Below are 17,818 nucleotides of genomic sequence, written 5' to 3'. Positions count from 1 at the left end.
GAAAGTGCCACATGTTTGCTTTCAATTTTAGGCTCACCAAAATCTGCAATCAAGCTTAATACTTTCACCATCGCTTGATCTCCTCGCGGCTGTTTAAGTAAATGGTGTTGAAGGGTTTTAATGGCTGGAGGCAACGCCCAACCCTGAAAAGGTTCCCCATGACGTAATGCATCGGGCTTTTGTTTTAAAGCAGAGAGATAATGAAGGGGATTATAACTGGTTCCTCCCTTAATAAATTGACGCGGATGCTGAGCAATAATTTGATTTTGGTAAACAAGAACGACCTCTTCAGCCTCAATTTGAGCAATCACTTCTTTTCCACATAAATGGCAAGGTACACTATAACGATGAGAGTCAAACAGAACGAGCGCAGAGGTATTAACGAGTAAGCGTGTGGTTCGATAACCTAAGTAAGGTCTAAAAGGCGAGAGTATTTCGCGTTCCTTTTCCAAACGTTGAGCAATAGTCTGTTGTTTATCTTCAATCCAAGGCTGGGTTTTAATCTGTTTTGCGCACCAATCGCTTAAATACTCATTGAGTTCTGCTAGGGAAGAAAAAACGAGTAAAGGACGAAAAAGACGTTTACGTAAATTTTGGACTTGTCGCTCGACTTGCCCCTTCTCCCACCCAGAGGCAGGTGTACAGGCGACTGGTTCGATAAGAAAATGGTTCATCATCGCTAAAAACCCGTCATTAAAAGTCCGCTCTTTACCTCGTTTTATCTGTTTGACGATGGTCTTAGGATTATCATACCCCCCGTGATGGGACTCCACCGAAATAGGCGAAGGCGTGATTATGGGCATCCATTAGCATTTCTAAGGTCTGCCTAAAATAAGCACGAACATAATAAGCGCGAGAGTGGCACAATCGAAAATGTGCACTTGAAGGCGCTCAATTAACAGCGCCTTATAAGGACCTAACTTAGGCGCATCTGTGTGTTGACGTTGGTACTGTGGCATCTCAATAGTGTTGAGATATTTTTTAACGGTACGACGGCTAAGTCGAAGTTTTTCAGCAATTTTACGCTGTGAGAGGCCATCTTTATGATAAAGACGGCGAATTTTTAAGATCGTTTCCATACAAAGCATACCAGGTTATTCCCTGTTTAAATAACAAGGAGTTTATCAAAAAACGCAGTGGATCACTTTTCGATGATCTTAGTGCGTCTGCCTGGCTCATTTTTGCATGATCATTAACACACTTGAGAATCGTAGGGCAAGTAATGCGGGGCTACAAGAATTTTTAAAATCGTTTAAAACCCTTTTAAAAACCGATCAAACACCGCTCAAAGCATGCAAAATAAATTTCACTTTTCGCCCATTTTTGACCATTTTCAAAAAATTCTTTTTTGCATAACAACCCACCCTATAAATACAACAAAGCCCCATAAATAGGGGGTTCTCTCAACTTTTTCCGAGCCAAATTTTTTTCTTTCTCTTATGCAAAATTAATCAGTACCTCACACTTTATTCTATTTAAGCCCTATTTTAAACATGCCCATATATCTCCAAGTAGATCTCGCTAACTAGTCATTGTAACCATACTTTAGACTTTATTTCAGCAGCCAATAGAGTAAAAATAATACTATCGCCAATAATAAAGCCAAAAGTGTGTTTCTTTAAGGACTGTTACATAGAGGAATTCGCCTTAGACGGTGTTTTACTCTTAGTGCATTTATCTGAGTCTATCTTGCGGAAAACCACTGGTAAACTTGACTCTATTTTTTATAGAGAATAGTAGCCATAGCACTAATCTTCATTTGAGAATTACCTTCACTTATCTGATAATTCATGAGCAACCGTAAATCTATCTCTAATTGTACTTATAGCTCTCTCTCATATACACCTTCTCTATCAAGTTTGATTTTGAAATGTTATCTAAATTCTAGTAGTGAAATTACGTCTATATCACTATCTAAATAGATAAAGTTGGAAAATATTTTTCTAACTAACAATGTAATTTGATTACATGGAAGCATAAAAATTATGAACATAAATTTTAATATATTGGTCACTACCTTATGATAGACTCTTATTGGGGTATTGTTGATACTCTTTTGTAAATTTATTGAAGTTCATTGGTTTTATAATCTTCTCTTCACGTAGTTACTAAATTTAAAGGTTATAATTTAGTGCTAATATATTAAGTTAATCGATAAATATTTTTTATAAGATGCCTTTTAATTTTATAATAAGTAGTTAATCTTTCCGTCAAACTAAGGTTTTTAAATAATGTTTAATATAATTAAACTTAGTAGCTAAGTCATTTAGTTTAAACTACTTTGTAGGTGGACGTTATTTATAACAGCTTTGATGGCGATACTGAGTGGTTAAATATTTACTATCGGCACTAAAGTTGACCGCACTCTTGTATGATGTGCTAGCACTAAAAGTGCTTACCACATGGTATACCTGTATACAGGTCACCGAGTGATTGATGCTATTAAGGAGTTTGAGAATTATACTGACCAGAATATGCTCCGTACTTAAAACCACTTCGATTTGATCTATTTTCTATGATTTATTATCTATTAGGATCTATGGATTTATTTCTCTTATCAATTAACAGTGATTTTATCTGCTTTATTGACTGGTTTGGTGATAGTGTTTGAGAGAAGAAGCTCAAAGTACGGTTAAAAAACAATAAAAAACGGCGCTAAGCGCCGTTTTGATCAACTGTATATGAAATCACAGTTTTACAGGTTTTAAATGCCAAATTTCATCGGCATATTCCTGAATGGTGCGGTCGGATGAGAAGTAACTCATGTTGACGATATTTTGGATCGCTTTAGCTACCCACACATCTTGATCGCGGTAGATTTCATCAATTTTTTCTTGTGTATCCACATAGCTACGGAAATCCGCAAAGGCTTGATAGAAATCGCTAAACGGTGAGAAAGACTGATAACGACCAGGCTCTTCAGGGTTGAAGAAGCCACTGGTGACTTGCTGGATTGCTTCACGCAGTTGTGGGTCGTTTTCATAGTATTGCGCTGGGTTATACCCATTGCGGCGTAACTCTTCAACTTGCTCAACAGTGTTACCGAAGATAAAGATATTTTCTTCGCCCACATTTTGCAAAATCTCCACGTTCGCGCCATCGAGCGTACCGATTGTCAACGCACCGTTGAGAGCGAATTTCATATTGCTCGTACCTGATGCCTCGGTTCCAGCCAGTGAAATTTGCTCTGACACATCAGCAGCTGGAATGATTAATTGCGCTAAGCTCACACTGTAGTTTGGGATAAACACCAATTTCAGTTTGTCATGCACGCGCATGTCGTTGTTGATCACTTTGGCTACGTCGTTGATCAAGCGAATGATTTGTTTAGCTGCATAATAGGCCGACGCTGCTTTACCCGCGATGATAAACACGCGCGGTGTCCAATCTTTCTCAGGATTGCGTAAAATGGTGTTGTAACGCGCGATGATGTGTAACAAATTCAAATATTGACGCTTATATTCGTGAATACGTTTGATTTGCACATCAAACAGTGAATCTGGATTGACCACAATGTTCAGATTATGGGCAATGTAGTTGGCCAATTTCACTTTATTAGCTTTTTTCACTTCACGCACTTCTTGCATAAATTTCGGGAAGTCAGCATATTGTTTAAGCTCAGTGAGGTGGCTTAAATCTTTGCGCCAAGCACGTCCAATGTATTGATCGAATACCGCAGAAAGCCCAGGGTTAGCCACACCAATCCAGCGACGCGGGGTGATCCCGTTGGTCATATTACAGAAGCGATCAGGATAAATTTTAGCAAAATCAGCAAAAATAGATTTCACCATTAAATCCGAGTGTAGTTTAGCCACACCGTTAACTTTGTGTGAGGCAACAACGGCAAGCCATGCCATACGCACTTTGCGCCCGTCGTTTTCGTCAATTAATGATACTCGACGAATAAGGTCAGGATCTTTGGCAGTGTGTGCTTTGATGCTTTCTAAGAATGTTTCATTGATTTCCAAAATCAATTTTAAATGGCGTGGCAAAATCGCGCCCATCATATCCACTGGCCATGTTTCTAATGCTTCGCCCATCAGAGTATGATTGGTGTAGGAGAAAACTTTTTGAGTAATTTCCCACGCTTTCTCCCAACTGAAACCCTCTTTATCAATTAAAAGACGCATCAATTCAGGAATAGCCAATACTGGGTGAGTATCGTTTAAGTGAATAGACACTTTTTCAGCGAGATTATCGTAGGTTTTATATTCCCAATAGTGACGGTGCAAAATATCTTGTAATGAGGCTGATACAAGGAAATACTCTTGACGCAAGCGCAGTTCACGGCCAGCGTAAGTGGAATCGTCAGGGTAAAGCACACGGGAGACATTTTCAGAGCTGTTTTGTTGCTCCATTGCCGCAAAATAGTCGCCGCGGTTAAATTTGTTTAAGTCAAACACGTCACCTGCGTTGGCAGACCATAAACGCAAGCTGTTAGACATCTCTGTTTCATAGCCTGGGATGATTTGATCATAGCCAAGTGCGGTAATTTGGGTAGTATCAACCCAGTTGCATTTGCCATCGTTAGTTTCACATTCAATGTGGCCACCAAACTCAACAATATAGCGTTTAGTTGGGCGTACAAATTCCCATGGTACACCTTTTTCAAGCCATGCATCTGGGCGTTCAACTTGTTGGCTGTCGACAATTTCTTGGCGGAACATACCGTATTCATAACGGATACCATAGCCCATACCTGGCAGATTTAAGGTGGCAATGGAATCAAGAAAACATGCTGCTAAACGGCCTAAACCACCGTTACCTAAACCTGGATCGACTTCTTTTTCGATAATTTCTTCCACATCCAAGCCAAGCTCTTCCAGTGCTTCGCGCACGGTGTCATATACCCCCACTGCCATCATAGCGTTAGAGAGCGTGCGTCCCATTAAAAATTCCATTGAAAGATAATACACGCGGCGGCAGCCTTGAGATTGCGTGGCACGTTGTGTTTTTAGCCAGCCATCGGACACTAAATCACGCACGGCAAGTAAGGTTGCATTAAGCCAGTCACGTTGGCTCGCCACACTTGGGTCACGGCCGATAGCATAGATCAGTTTGTAAACAATAGAGTTTTTCACACCTTCAACGCTGTCCTGCGGCGTTGGGTGGATAATTGGATTAACCATTGGATTAACTTCCTTTTGATGAGTGTAATGTCGTTAATTAAATAAACTGTGATAAATTACAGCGTATTTCTCAGCGGCGATATTCCAGCTGAAATCCGCTTCCATCGCATCAATACGAACTTTGTACCATTGCGGTTTAGCACGCCACAATGTTTGCGCCTGCTCAAATGCCCAAATTAACCCTTGTGCATTGGCATGTTCAAACACAAAGCCGGTGGCTGTTCGTTGTTTAATACTGTCTTTATGGCTGGCTACGACTGTATCCGCAAGCCCGCCCGTTGCTCTTACTAATGGCAAGGTGCCATATTTTAACCCATATAGTTGTGTTAATCCACAAGGCTCAAAACGACTTGGCACTAAAATCACATCCCCCCCCGCAATGACCAAGTGAGAGAGTTTTTCGTTATAGCCAATTTCAACCCCAATTTGTTCAGGGAAATTGTCACGCAAATGACAAAATGCCTCTTCAAAGTAACTATCCCCAGAGCCAAGCAAAATAAACTGCATATTGTCATTGAGCACGTGCGGTAACGCTTCAAGCAGCATATCCACGCCTTTTTGGGCGGTTAAGCGAGTGACCATGACAAACACTTGTGCATTTTTATTTTCAGGCAGATTAAATGCGCGTTGCAGTGCAAGCTTACACTCAGTTTTGCCTTTCATATTACCCAGCTGATAGTTCGCTGGCAGCGCGCCGTCAATGGCGGGGTTCCAAATGCTGTAATCCACTCCATTTAACACGCCACTTAATCGCCCCTCATACATCAATGTAGACAACAGCCCTTCAAGCCCATAGGCATATTCAGGGGTGGTGATTTCGCGGGCGTAAGTTGGGCTTACGGCGGTGACGTGATCGGCATAATAAAGCCCCGCTTTGAGGTAAGAAATTTGCCCATTAAGCTCCACGCCGTTGACGTTAAACATCTCCAGTGGCAAACCAATTTCATACATATGATGAAAGCTAAACATGCCTTGATAGGCAAGATTGTGGATGGTAAACACGGATTTGGCTGGGCGGCCTTTCGCAGCCAAATAGGCGCACGCCATGCCAGCATGCCAGTCGTGGGCGTGTACCACATCGGCTTTCCACCAGCTATCTAATCCTGCACCCAATTCAGCCCCAAACCAGCCCAACAATGCAAAGCGTTTATAGTTATCAGCATAATCATTATACCACTGATCGTGATACGGATTGCCTTCGCGTTGATATAAGTGCGGTGCATCAATTAAATAGATCCCTAAGCCATTGTAGTCGGTATAACGCAAAGTGACCCAGCCGGCAAAGGTGGCGTAGGTGCCCACCTCGGTGGACGGTGGCAAGCCGCCGATCACAGCAGGATAGGCGGGCATCAGCACGCGCACATCATCACCATTTTGTTGTTGTGCAAACGGCAAAGCGCCCGTCACATCTGCCAAGCCCCCTGTTTTCAGTAGTGGATATAACTCCGAACAAACGTGTAAAATTCTCATAATACGTCCTAATTTTTGTCATGAAAAACCGCACTTTACCGATGCAAAGTGCGGTTTAGCGGATTTATTATTTGGCGTCGCTAGGTTGCAACTTTCTCAACATGCGTTCAGTGACCAATACCACGCCTCCTTTACTAACACGGAAGCGTTCAGCGTCGAGTCTCAAATCAACACCAATTTCCATGCCTTCAGGGATAACACAGTGACGATCAATAATGGCACGTTTAATCACGGCATCTTTACCAATAGTCACTTCTGGCAAAATCACAGAATATTCCACCTGTGAACCTTCTTCTGCCACCACATTATCGAACAATACTGAGTTACTGATAATTGCATCGTTGATGATACAACCGCCCGCCACGATCGAGTTGTCTAGTGCACGGGTTTTGCGCAAATGTTTGTAGAAAAACTTCGATGGGAAGGTTTGTTTTGGGTTAGAACGAATTGGCCAACGTTGATCGAAAATATCTAATTGTGGATTTTCGGTCACAAGATCGATATTGGCTTCCCAGAAAGCATCCAAAGTGCCCACATCACGCCAGTAAATTTCCCCTTCAGGGTTGCGCCCCATGCAAGAACGGCTAAACGGATGCGCATACAGCACACCTTCTTTTAACGCTTGTGGGATAATGTCTTTACCAAAGTCATGACTGGATTCTGGTTTAACAAATTCGCGCTCTAAAATGTCGTACAAATAATCGGCGTCGAATACATAAATCCCCATTGAGGCAAGAGATGTATCTGGACGACCTTTCATTGTTGGTGGATTAGCTGGTTTTTCAATGAAGTCGGTTACTTGTAAATTTTCATTCACCGCCATTACGCCAAATTCAGTGGCTTTTTCTTTTTCGACTTCAATGCAGCCAACGGTGCATTTTGCGCCGCTGGAAACGTGATCAAGCAGCATTTGCGCATAATTCATTTTATAAATGTGGTCACCTGCGAGGATTAACACATATTTCGGGCGGTAGTGATTTTTCATAATATCGCAGTTTTGATACACTGCATCAGCTGTACCACGATACCATGTGCTGTCATCTAATTGTTGGCGCGCTGGAAGCATATCAACAAACTCATTGCGTTCACGCGGTAGGAATGACCAACCGTGTTGAAGATGGCGCAAGAGTGAGTGCGCCATATACTGAGTCACTACGCCAATACGATTGAGATTGGAGTTGATGCAGTTGGATAGGGCAAAGTCGATAATACGACAAGATCCCCCAAAATACACCGCAGGCTTGGCGCGTTTATCTGTCAATTCATACAAACGTGAGCCACGACCCCCTGCCAAAATGAGCACCAAAGTATCATCAGTGATGCGTAACATACTTGGTGATTTTTTCAAAATCTCGTCCATAACTTTTTCCTCGTTAAATACCAAAATAACAACGTTGCACGGTAATACAACCAGATTTACCGAGTAAACACATAAATTCCTGCACTTGGTAGCTCAACACTATTCTGAATACTCTCTAAAGGTGCTAACACACTATGCCATTGGCCTTCAATTAGTTGAAAGTGCTGATGTTCATAAGTGCGGTTAATTAACAGCAACCAGCACTCATTCAATAAAATTTGAAAACCTATTGACTGACTATCCTCCCATGCGCTAACGCTCATCGGTATGCCCGCGCAGTCAAACCACGCCACTTGGCTGTCATCAAGCCATTGAGATTGATTGAGTGCGGCAATTTGCTTGCGCAGCGCAATGAGCGCTTTAACGTAGTCATATAGTGCCCAATCAGCTTGTGCCCAATTAAGCCATGTGGTGGCGTTGTCTTGGCAATAGGCATTGTTGTTGCCTTGCTGGCTGTGCCCGAGTTCATCACCACTTAACAACATCGGTGTGCCGTGTGCTAAAAGTGCGGTCGCCAGCATACCTTGGAGCGCGGCTTGGCGTTTTTGCTTAATAACGACATCATCACATTCCCCTTCCACACCAAAATTGTTATTGATGTTGTCGTTGTGGCCATCACGATTTTCTTCGCCATTCGCCCAGTTGTATTTTTGCTCATAAGTAACTAAGTCGTGGGCGGTGTAGCCGTCGTGCGAACAGATATAATTGATGCTGGCAAACGGCAAACTGCGGGCTTGAAAAATATCGCTTGAGCCACTCCAGCGTTGAGCAAATAGCCCCATTGTGCCACGATAATGCAGCCAAAAAGCGCGCATATCATCACGAAAACGGTCATTCCACTGCGCAAAATAAGGCGGGAAATGGCCTAACTGATAGCCGCCCCAGCCAATATCCCAAGGCTCGGCGATGAACTTTTTCTCGCGCAAAATAGGGTCTTCAGCAATCGCCTGAAACAGCGCCGCATCACGATTAAAGTGCGGTTCACGCCCAAGCACGGTGGCTAAATCGAAACGGAAACCGTCCACATGGCACTCGCTCACCCAATAGCGCAGGCAATCCAGCACCCATTGGCGCACATTGGGCTGGCTGCAATTGAGCACATTGCCGCAGCCTGTCCAGTTGTGATAACGCCCTTGTTCGTCCAACCAGTAGTAATTTTTATTATCAATACCGCGCTGGCTTAAGGTTGGCTGCTTGGCGTCAGAGTCCGCCGTGTGGTTGAACACCACATCTAAAATCACCTCAATCCCCGCTTGATGCAAGGTTTTCACCAGCTGTTTAAACTCGCTCAGCGCCGCCGCACGATTGCTGGCATAATCACTTTCTACCGCCATCGGAGCAAGCGTGTTGTAACCCCAATAATTACTCAGCCCTTTTTGTTGCAAATGCAGCTCATCAGCATGAAATGCTACTGGCATTAGCTCTACTGCGGTAATGCCTAATTCTTTCAAATAATTCACTGACACTGGGTGCGCAAGGCCTGCATAAGTTCCACGCAGAGCTTGAGGAATGCGCTCGTTAAGCTGGCTAAAGCCTTTGACATGCAGCTCATAAATCACGGTTTGCGACCATGGCGTATTCGGTGGCGCATCGTCTTGCCAGCGAAAATCATCGCTCACCACCATTGCCTTCGGCGCCACGCTGCTGTTGTCTAAATCGTTAGTAAAATCAAAGAGCAGCAATGATTCATCATCAAAGTGCGGTTTGTGGGATACCGCCTTGGCATACGGGTCAAGCAAGACTTTTTGCGGATTAAAAAACAAACCTTGCGCCGCATCCGTATTGCCATGTACGCGAAAGCCGTATTGAACCGCACTTTGCATACCCACCAAAAATACCGACCAAATATGTGCATTATCACACTGCATACGAAAACGATGTTCACGTCCACTGCGTGAAAACAAGCACAGCTCCACCAGCGTGGCATGCTCAGAAAAGAGCGCAAAATTAATGCCCTCAACGCCCTCAATCACCTGATGTGATGCCCCCAATGGCGCACTCACACCCGCTTTTACTCGCCCAATGACTGCCATAGCCGCTTACTCTTCATCTTTATCTTGCGCGACTGCTTGTGTTGTCGCATCCTGCTCTGGGGTCTCATTGTGTTGGCGCTGCAAAAAGATGGTCGCCAGTGGCGGAATGGTCAAGCTCAATGAATGTGCTTTGCCGTGGCTTGAAACCGCTTCAGTGTGGCACGCGCCCATATTGCCCACGTTGGAACCACCGTAGAAATGCGAGTCACTGTTGAGCACCTCATGATATTCGCCCGCTTGCGCTACGCCGATTCGGTAGTTCTCTCTTGGCACTGGGGTGAAATTGCTCACCACAATCACCTCATTACCATCACGATCACGGCGAGCAAAGGCGAAGACTGAGTTTTGCGCATCATCTACCACCAGCCACTCAAAGCCAGCGGGGTCAAAGTCGAGTTGATAGAGCGCTGGTGTGGCGGTGTAAAGGTGGTTTAGGTCTTTGACCAAATTTTGTACACCTTTGTGCCATGGGCCTCCGTTAGCTTCGTCGAGCAAGAACCAATCGAGGCTTTCTTGATAATTCCACTCACGACCTTGTGCAAATTCATTGCCCATAAATAATAGTTTTTTGCCTGGGTGCCCCCACATATAGCCGTAATAAGCACGCAGATTAGCAAATTTTTGCCACGCATCACCTGGCATTTTGTCTACCAATGAGCCTTTGCCATGCACCACTTCGTCGTGCGAAAGTGGCAAAATAAAATTTTCGGTGTAGTTATACAACATACCAAAGGTCAGTTTATCGTGGTGATATTGGCGATAAATTGGATCGAGTTTCATATAAGAGAGCGTGTCATTCATCCAGCCCATATTCCATTTATAATGGAATCCTAATCCCCCCATTTCTGGCGGATTGGTGATGCCTGGGAACGAGGTGGACTCCTCGGCAATGGTCGCTGCACCGTCCATTTCGTTGCCAATGACATAATTGGTGTGTTTCAAAAACTCAATGGCCTCAATATTTTCACGTCCACCATATTGATTTGGGATCCACTCGCCCTCTTTGCGCGAATAGTCACGATAAATCATCGACGCCACGGCATCTACTCGCAAACCATCTAGCCCAAAGCGTTCCAGCCAATAGAGTCCATTACCAGCAAGGAAGTTTTTCACCTCATTACGACCGTAGTTATAAATCAGCGTATTCCAATCTTGGTGGTAGCCTTCACGCGGGTCGGCATGTTCATAAAGTGCGGTACCATCAAAGTAGGCCAGCCCATGAGTATCACTTGGGAAATGCCCTGGTACCCAATCAAGAATGACATTAATGCCCTCATCGTGGGCACGTTGAATAAAATTAAGTAGCTGTTGCGGACTACCAAAACGACTGGTTGGAGAATAAAGTCCTAAGGGCTGATAGCCCCATGAACCATCAAATGGGTATTCATTGATTGGCATTAATTCAATATGGGTAAATCCCATTTCTTTAACATATGGAATCAGTTCATCGGCGATCTGCTCATAATTGAGCCAAAAATTGTTTTCCACATTGCGCCGCCACGATCCCAAATGCACCTCATAAATCGATACAGGTGCGTCAAAGGCATTGGTTTTTTTGCGTTTCTCCGTCATCGGGATAATGTCAGGTAAGACGCTGACCTGCGAGGCGGTATCTGGGCGCAATTGTGAGGCAAAAGCGAACGGATCTGCTTTAAGGCGAATATTGTCGTTGGCATCAAGCAATTCATATTTATACAGCTCACCGAGCGCCACTTTCGGGATAAAAATTTCCCATAGGCCGTTTTCAGGGTGAAAACGCATCGGGTGACGCCGTCCGTCCCAGAAGTTGAAATCCCCCACCACAGATACACGCTTGGCATTCGGCGCCCATAAAATAAAGTTCACCCCTGCCACGCCATCAATTTCAATGAAATGGGCGCCCAGTTTTTCATACGGACGATAATGTGTGCCTTCCGCCAACAGCCAGTTATCAAGATCAGATAAAATCGGGCGGAAACGGTAAGGATCTTCTACCAATTGGCTTTCGTGTCCCCAATGCACATTGAGTTGATAAGCAAAGAAATCGTGGCGTTTAGGAATGACTACTGCAAAAAAACCATCGTCATGCAACCGTTCCATCTCAACGACTTCATCTTGGCTTTCTTTATCAATAATAGTCACACTGGAAGCATCAGGCATCAACACCCGCACTTCAATGCCGTTGTCGGTTTCGTGCATGCCTAGCACGGCGAAAGGATCGGCGTGTTTGCCATTTAATAGTGCATCAATTGTTGCAAAATCAACCAAAGTAGCCATATTTTCTCCACATCTTGAAACGCTCAGCGCCATCAGCGAATGATGAAAAGTGCGGTTGGCTTGATTTGTTATTTGTATAACCTGTTAACCGCACTTGCGCTAACTCTTTTAGGTTAACTACAGGGTGGCACAGAATACGGACTTTGACAATCTGGAAGGTTTAAAATTAAGGCTTAGATCACAATATTTTTATATATTTAAATTAATACTGTGACGACATTCGCAAAAGAAAACCGAGCAGAACGCTCGGTTTAGTAGGTGTTACACGTTATCAATTTGACCAAGAAGAGACCGCACTTTGTCTTCCCAATTTTTACGCTCTTCATAAAGGCGCTCTTTTTCACGGTTGAGGTTTTCCCGCTCTTCGCGCACTTGATTGAGTTCATTTTGCAGTTGATCGTGTTTGCCTTTCAACTCTTCCAATTCCAGTTGTTGCAATTGAATCGTTTCTACGGCTTGTTTAATTTTTTGGTCAAGTTGTTCGAGCAAGTCAAAAGACATAGTGTAAATCCTCTTCGGTAAAATGAATACTTACGCCTATTCTAACGCAGATCACCGAAGATTTCACATAAAATTACACACCAAAGGTGTGATAATTCTATTACATAAAATTTAGACACTATGCTAAAATGAATTTTTGTGTGGATATTCTATCCCTCGGCTACATTAACCCAACCAAAAGGCACACAAAAATGAAACGAGCCCTCGCAATTGAATTCTCCCGTGTAACTGAAGCTGCTGCCCTTGCTGGTTTTGCCTGGCTTGGTCGTGGCGATAAAAATGCCGCAGACGACGCTGCGGTGAAAGCCATGCGCTTAATGCTAAATCAAATCGAAATCGATGGCAAAATTGTCATCGGAGAAGGTGAAATTGACGAAGCGCCGATGTTATATATCGGTGAGAAAGTCGGCAAAGGCGGCATTGATGATGTTTGCATTGCCGTTGACCCCATTGAAGGCACACGCATGACTGCGATGGGGCAAGCCAACGCACTTTCTGTCTTAGCAGCGGGTGGTCCAAATACATTTATTAGCGCACCTGATATGTATATGGAGAAATTGGTGGTCGGCCCTGAAGTGAAAGGCATGATCGATCTTAATCTTCCCCTTGAGCAAAATCTGCGCCGTGTCGCCTCAAAGTTGGGCAAATTACTCTCTCAATTAACCGTGGTCACGCTTGATAAACCGCGCCATCACGCGGTGATTAAACAAATGCAGCAACTCGGCGTAAAAGTGCTGGCGATTCCAGATGGCGATGTGGCTGCCTCCATTCTCTGCTGCCTGCCAGATAACAACGTTGATATGCTCTATGCCATTGGCGGTGCGCCAGAAGGTGTGGTGGCAGGTGCGGCGATTCGCGCACTCGGTGGCGATATGCAAGTGCGGTTTTTAGCTCGTGATAACGTCAAGGGCGACAGCGAAGAGAACAAAGCCATCGCTGCCAAAGAACGCGCACGTTGTAAAGCGATGGGCGTACCCGTCGGTGAGGTGCTCACACTTGAGCAAATTGTGCGCGATGATAATTTGGTGTTCTCCGCAACGGGCATCACCAATGGCGACTTGCTCAAAGGCATTCATCGCAAAGGCGACGTTGCCACAACCGAAACTTTGCTGATCCGCGGGCGTTCGCGCACCATTCGCCGCATTCAGTCTTATCACTATTTAAACCGCAAAGACAGCGAACTTTACCGTTTAATCGGCAACTGAGCACAAAAAACCGCACTTTGATGGTAAAGTGCGGTTGTGAAAAACCAGCCAAGTGCGGTTTAACCGCACTTTAACCTATTCCTCATCTTCAAACTCGTCTTCCATTTCATCACGACTTAAATCCAACGGCTCGGGCGAAAGAATAATGCCCGTTAAGTCGGCATAAATATAATCTTCGGGCAAAAAGGTCACGCCAGCAAAATTGACGGGGATATCGCTATCGCCAATGGTGCGTTCATCGGCTGACACAGGAATTGGCGCAAGCGCGTGAATGCCAATGTCTAAGCGCTCTAATACATCAAGTTGGCGCACGGCACCATACACAATAATGCCTTCCCACTCATTATCTAATGCTAGCTGCGCAAGATACCCATCAATCAGTGCGCGACGCACAGAACCGCCACCATCAATCAACAACACACGCCCGCGCCCATCTTCTTCCAATATTTCTTCGATAAGCCCATTGCTTTCAAAGCATTTGACGGTGCTCACTTTGCCATAAAACGACGTGCGGCCACCAAAACTGGAAAAAATTGGCTCAACCACATCAATTTGATCTTGGTTGATGTCGCACAATTGTGATGTATCAATACGCATAGTTGTGTCCTTTTTAATCAATGATGGCTCTTAGTATAAACGCGATCAAGGTAAATTACCATTAAAACCCACCGTCACTCAACACGATACCAAGACTAAAAAGCACATTGGTCAATAATGCCAAAAGTGACATTTGCGCCAGCATCGGGCGCAACTGTTCAGGCCGAGTGGAGCGAAACACACTACGCAAATGCCACAACAACAATGGTGATGCCAATAAGCATAGGAGCATTGACATGCCTAACGCCATAGCATAAAACACGCCCAAATAAATATAAATCGCCAGTGCTCCAAACACCAATACGGCGTGATAACGCTTGGCATTTTTCATCTCAAGGCGCACAGCGAGCGTATTTTTACCCGCCAATTTATCTTGCTCAATGTCGCGCAAATTATTAATATTTAATACCGCCGTCGCCAGCAAGCCAGTAGCCGTGGCGGCAAGAAAAATGGGAGGACCAATCACATCATGGGTTTGTAAATAATACGTACCACCCACGCCAATCCAGCCAAAAAAGGTCAACACCGAAATATCGCCCAGCCCAATGTAGCCATAGGGTTTTTTACCGACCGTGTAGGTAATCGACGCCAGCACGGCGAGCGCACCAAGCACCAAAAACGCAAACAAATCTTGCCAAGTGCGACACGCCACCATAATCAAGGTTAAACCCGACAAACACGCCAGCACCGCCACCGTAATCAGCCCCCATTTTAGCTGACGGGCATTGATTAAACCGCGCTGAATCCCACGCAGCGGACCAATACGCGCCGCCGTGTCAGAGCCTTTTTGGTGATCGCCATAATCATTGGCGAAATTGGATAACACCTGCAATAAAAGTGCGGTCAGCACCGACCAAAATAAAATCGCCCCGTTAAAATGCCCATCGGCATAGCCCAGCGCGGTGCCAGTGAGAATAGACGCCAGCGCCAACGGCAGCGTTTTAGGGCGTGCGGTGGATAACCACACCGCAATTTGAGATTTATTCATATTTCACTTTAAAAAACGACTTTTCGATTGAAAAGCGATATTATACCCCTAAATTGACGCTTGCATATTGACCTAACAAGGTATTTTATTCATTTAGGAGTGGTATGACCGCACTTTGCCTTGAGCCGATCGCCATTGCGCACACCCCTTATAACGAAAAATTTTCCGTACCACGCCAACCCAAATTAAGCCGTTATGGCACAGGGGAAATTGAACTGTTGCCGCCCTATAACCACGCGGATTGTGTGCGCGGGCTGGCGCAGTTTAGCCATATCTGGCTGATTTTTCAGTTCGATAAAATTCCAGCCCATAAATGGAGTCCAACTGTGCGCCCGCCGCGTTTAGGGGGCAATCAGCGCATGGGCGTGTTTGCCACTCGCGCCACACACCGCCCCAACGCCCTTGGGCTGTCGCTGGTGGCGCTGGAAGAGATTCACATTAAAAAAGGCAGCGTGCGGTTGCATGTTGGCAGCATTGATCTGGTCAATGGCACGCCGATTTTCGACATTAAGCCATACCTTGCCTACGCCGACAGTGAAGTGAATGCAAAGTGCGGTTTCGCCAGCGAGGCACCCGTGCCTTCAAATATAACCGTGCATTTCAGCCCACAAGCGAAGCGTTTTCTGCAAAGCAAAGCGGCTCGCGCGTATCCTCATTTGCAGGAGTTTATCGTTGAGCTGATCACCCAAGATCCGCGCCCAGCCTACCAGCACAACCAATATGGGCGCGAATATGGCTTAAGCATTTGGGCGTTTAATGTGCGCTTTGTGTTTCAAGATGAACATTGCGCCTGTGTGCAATCCATCACCGCACTTTAACGCGCTTTTTCGCTGGCCAATGCAATAAAATTCAAGCGTTTTTCTTTGTCGTTGAACAACTTAAACATCTTTTTAAAGGTTGCACGGTTTTCTGCACGCAGCGCGTTACGCACAATGCGCAGCGTGCCCAATACGCCCTCGTCATAAATCATTCCACGCGGGGAAAGTAGCGTCATCTCACCTTTAATGTGTTCACAGCGGGCAAAACCGCAGTCTAAAAAGAGCTGCTGCCAACCTTGCTCACTTAGCGGCGTGACGGTGATATTAATCGCATGGCGCAAATCTTGGATAATCGCCTCATCGTGCTCTCGGGTCAGCATCACATCGTGGGTTAACAGCTTGCCGCCAGGTTTTAAGACACGAAAATACTCGCTAATGGCTTTGCGCTTCGCCTCAATCGGCAGCATCGTCAACATCGCCTCATTAATGACCACATCAAAACTCGCATCCGCAAAAGGCAGCTTGGTGGCGTTGGCGCGCTGAACATGGATAAGCTCGTCCAAACCGCACTTTGCGATATTCGCACGCGCTTTTGCCAGCGCATTTTCATCCAAATCCACGCCCGTGATGTGGCAGCCATAACGCTGGGCAAGGTTAATCGCCGTGGTGCCCATATTACACGCCACTTCCAATACCGCACTTTGCCCATCAAATTGCCCTTGTTCAAATAGCCATTGGGTGGCTTTGCGTCCACCTGGGCGTAAGCGTTTTTTGCCCAACCGTGCCAAAAAATTGTGCCCCACTTCGTCTTTTTTCATACTGCATTCCTTAAGGTGAAATTAAAATACATCTTATGATAAGCGAAATGATTCACATTGCCAACGATTTCTGCGCAAGAAAAAAGCTCCCAACGGGAGCTTGATATTTATTTGATAACACCACACGCCATACGCGCACCGCCACCACCAAGCGGTTTAGGTTCGTCTGAATGATTGTCGCCGTGGGCATGGATCATCAACGCATGGCCTTTGATTTCATCCAAAGCGTGTAAGCGCGGCGCTAAAACAGGGTTGGTGGCGTGTCCTTCTTGATCCACCGCCAATGCGGGCAGGTCGCCTAAATGCCCGTCATCGTCCCAAGGGGTACTGTGCTTGCCCGTGTTTTTGGGATCCCAATGGCCACCAGCGCCTAAGCCTGCCACTAATTTGCCTTCTTTTTCTTTTGCTTCACAGCTTGGGTTTTGATGAATATGGAAGCCATGAATGCCTGGGGTTAAATCGTGTAATTCAGGGGTGAAGACAAGGCCGTATTTGGATTCACTGATGTAAACTTTACCAATATCTTGATTGCCTTTTTCTACGTCAAGCAATTGCATTGGGATTTCCAGTGCTTTGCTGTGATCGTGGTTGTGATCACCGTGGGCAATGGCTGATGTGGCACTGAGCAGTGCGGTCAATGTCAGTGCACTTAATAGAGATTTTTTCATAATCACTCCTTTTGTTCAATGCGCCATATGGCTAG

The 17,818-nt window shown here is 45.2% G+C and carries 14 protein-coding genes; 2 read left to right on the top strand and 12 right to left on the bottom strand.

Features of this window, described 5'->3' with window-relative positions:
- The 8 genes from HPC38_RS08710 to zapB form a co-directional block, all read right to left on the bottom strand.
- Positions 1-803, bottom strand: an 803-nt coding sequence (locus tag HPC38_RS08710) for a Mu transposase domain-containing protein (RefSeq protein WP_408021849.1), incomplete at its 3' end; no start/stop codon positions are given.
- A 12-nt stretch (positions 804-815) separates the two neighbouring features.
- Entirely contained in the window at positions 816-1,079 is a 264-nt protein-coding gene (locus tag HPC38_RS08705; RefSeq protein WP_208120905.1) for an HTH domain-containing protein, read from the bottom strand.
- A gap of 1,608 nt (positions 1,080-2,687) precedes the next feature.
- Entirely contained in the window at positions 2,688-5,129 is a 2,442-nt protein-coding gene (gene glgP, locus HPC38_RS08700; protein WP_208120904.1) for a glycogen/starch/alpha-glucan family phosphorylase, read from the bottom strand.
- Positions 5,130-5,162: 33 nt separating this feature from the next.
- Positions 5,163-6,599, bottom strand: a complete 1,437-nt coding sequence (glgA, locus tag HPC38_RS08695; RefSeq protein ID WP_208120903.1) for a glycogen synthase GlgA — start codon at positions 6,597-6,599, stop codon at positions 5,163-5,165.
- Between the two features lie 67 nt (positions 6,600-6,666).
- Entirely contained in the window at positions 6,667-7,959 is a 1,293-nt protein-coding gene (glgC, locus tag HPC38_RS08690; RefSeq protein ID WP_208120902.1) for a glucose-1-phosphate adenylyltransferase, read from the bottom strand.
- 56 nt (positions 7,960-8,015) lie between these two features.
- Positions 8,016-9,992, bottom strand: coding sequence for a glycogen debranching protein GlgX (glgX, locus tag HPC38_RS08685; protein ID WP_208120901.1), 1,977 nt, complete (start codon positions 9,990-9,992; stop codon positions 8,016-8,018).
- A gap of 6 nt (positions 9,993-9,998) precedes the next feature.
- Positions 9,999-12,248, bottom strand: a complete 2,250-nt coding sequence (gene glgB, locus HPC38_RS08680) for a 1,4-alpha-glucan branching protein GlgB (protein ID WP_208120900.1) — start codon at positions 12,246-12,248, stop codon at positions 9,999-10,001.
- Between the two features lie 261 nt (positions 12,249-12,509).
- Positions 12,510-12,749 (bottom strand): cell division protein ZapB, encoded by a 240-nt coding sequence (gene zapB, locus HPC38_RS08675; protein ID WP_208120899.1) that lies wholly within the window; start codon positions 12,747-12,749, stop codon positions 12,510-12,512.
- 191 nt (positions 12,750-12,940) lie between these two features.
- Here zapB and glpX point away from each other — a divergent pair, with 191 nt between their 5' ends.
- Entirely contained in the window at positions 12,941-13,954 is a 1,014-nt protein-coding gene (gene glpX / locus HPC38_RS08670) for a class II fructose-bisphosphatase (RefSeq protein ID WP_208120898.1), read from the top strand.
- 75 nt (positions 13,955-14,029) lie between these two features.
- Here the strand turns inward: glpX and rraA are convergent, their stop codons facing one another.
- Positions 14,030-14,551 carry a ribonuclease E activity regulator RraA gene (gene rraA, locus HPC38_RS08665; protein WP_208120897.1) on the bottom strand — a complete coding sequence of 174 codons (522 nt, stop codon included), beginning with the start codon at positions 14,549-14,551 and terminating at the stop codon, positions 14,030-14,032.
- Between the two features lie 61 nt (positions 14,552-14,612).
- Positions 14,613-15,539, bottom strand: coding sequence for a 1,4-dihydroxy-2-naphthoate polyprenyltransferase (locus tag HPC38_RS08660; RefSeq protein WP_208120896.1), 927 nt, complete (start codon positions 15,537-15,539; stop codon positions 14,613-14,615).
- A 104-nt stretch (positions 15,540-15,643) separates the two neighbouring features.
- Here HPC38_RS08660 and tsaA point away from each other — a divergent pair, with 104 nt between their 5' ends.
- On the top strand, positions 15,644-16,357 hold the full coding sequence (tsaA, locus tag HPC38_RS08655; RefSeq protein ID WP_208120895.1) for a tRNA (N6-threonylcarbamoyladenosine(37)-N6)-methyltransferase TrmO: 714 nt from the start codon (positions 15,644-15,646) through the stop codon (positions 16,355-16,357).
- Here the strand turns inward: tsaA and HPC38_RS08650 are convergent.
- Positions 16,354-17,115 (bottom strand): class I SAM-dependent methyltransferase, encoded by a 762-nt coding sequence (locus HPC38_RS08650; protein ID WP_208120894.1) that lies wholly within the window; start codon positions 17,113-17,115, stop codon positions 16,354-16,356. The two genes, tsaA and HPC38_RS08650, sit on opposite strands and share 4 nt — an antisense overlap.
- 107 nt (positions 17,116-17,222) lie before the next feature.
- A complete protein-coding gene (gene sodC, locus HPC38_RS08645) occupies positions 17,223-17,783 on the bottom strand; it encodes a superoxide dismutase family protein (protein ID WP_208120893.1) in 561 nt (186 codons plus the stop codon).
- Positions 17,784-17,818 lie beyond the last annotated feature (35 nt).

Source organism: Spirabiliibacterium pneumoniae (genome assembly GCF_014884995.1).
Classification (GTDB): domain Bacteria; phylum Pseudomonadota; class Gammaproteobacteria; order Enterobacterales; family Pasteurellaceae; genus Spirabiliibacterium; species Spirabiliibacterium pneumoniae.
Note: the sequence above shows the minus strand (reverse complement) of the source record. Positions and strands in the feature narration are given on the sequence as shown.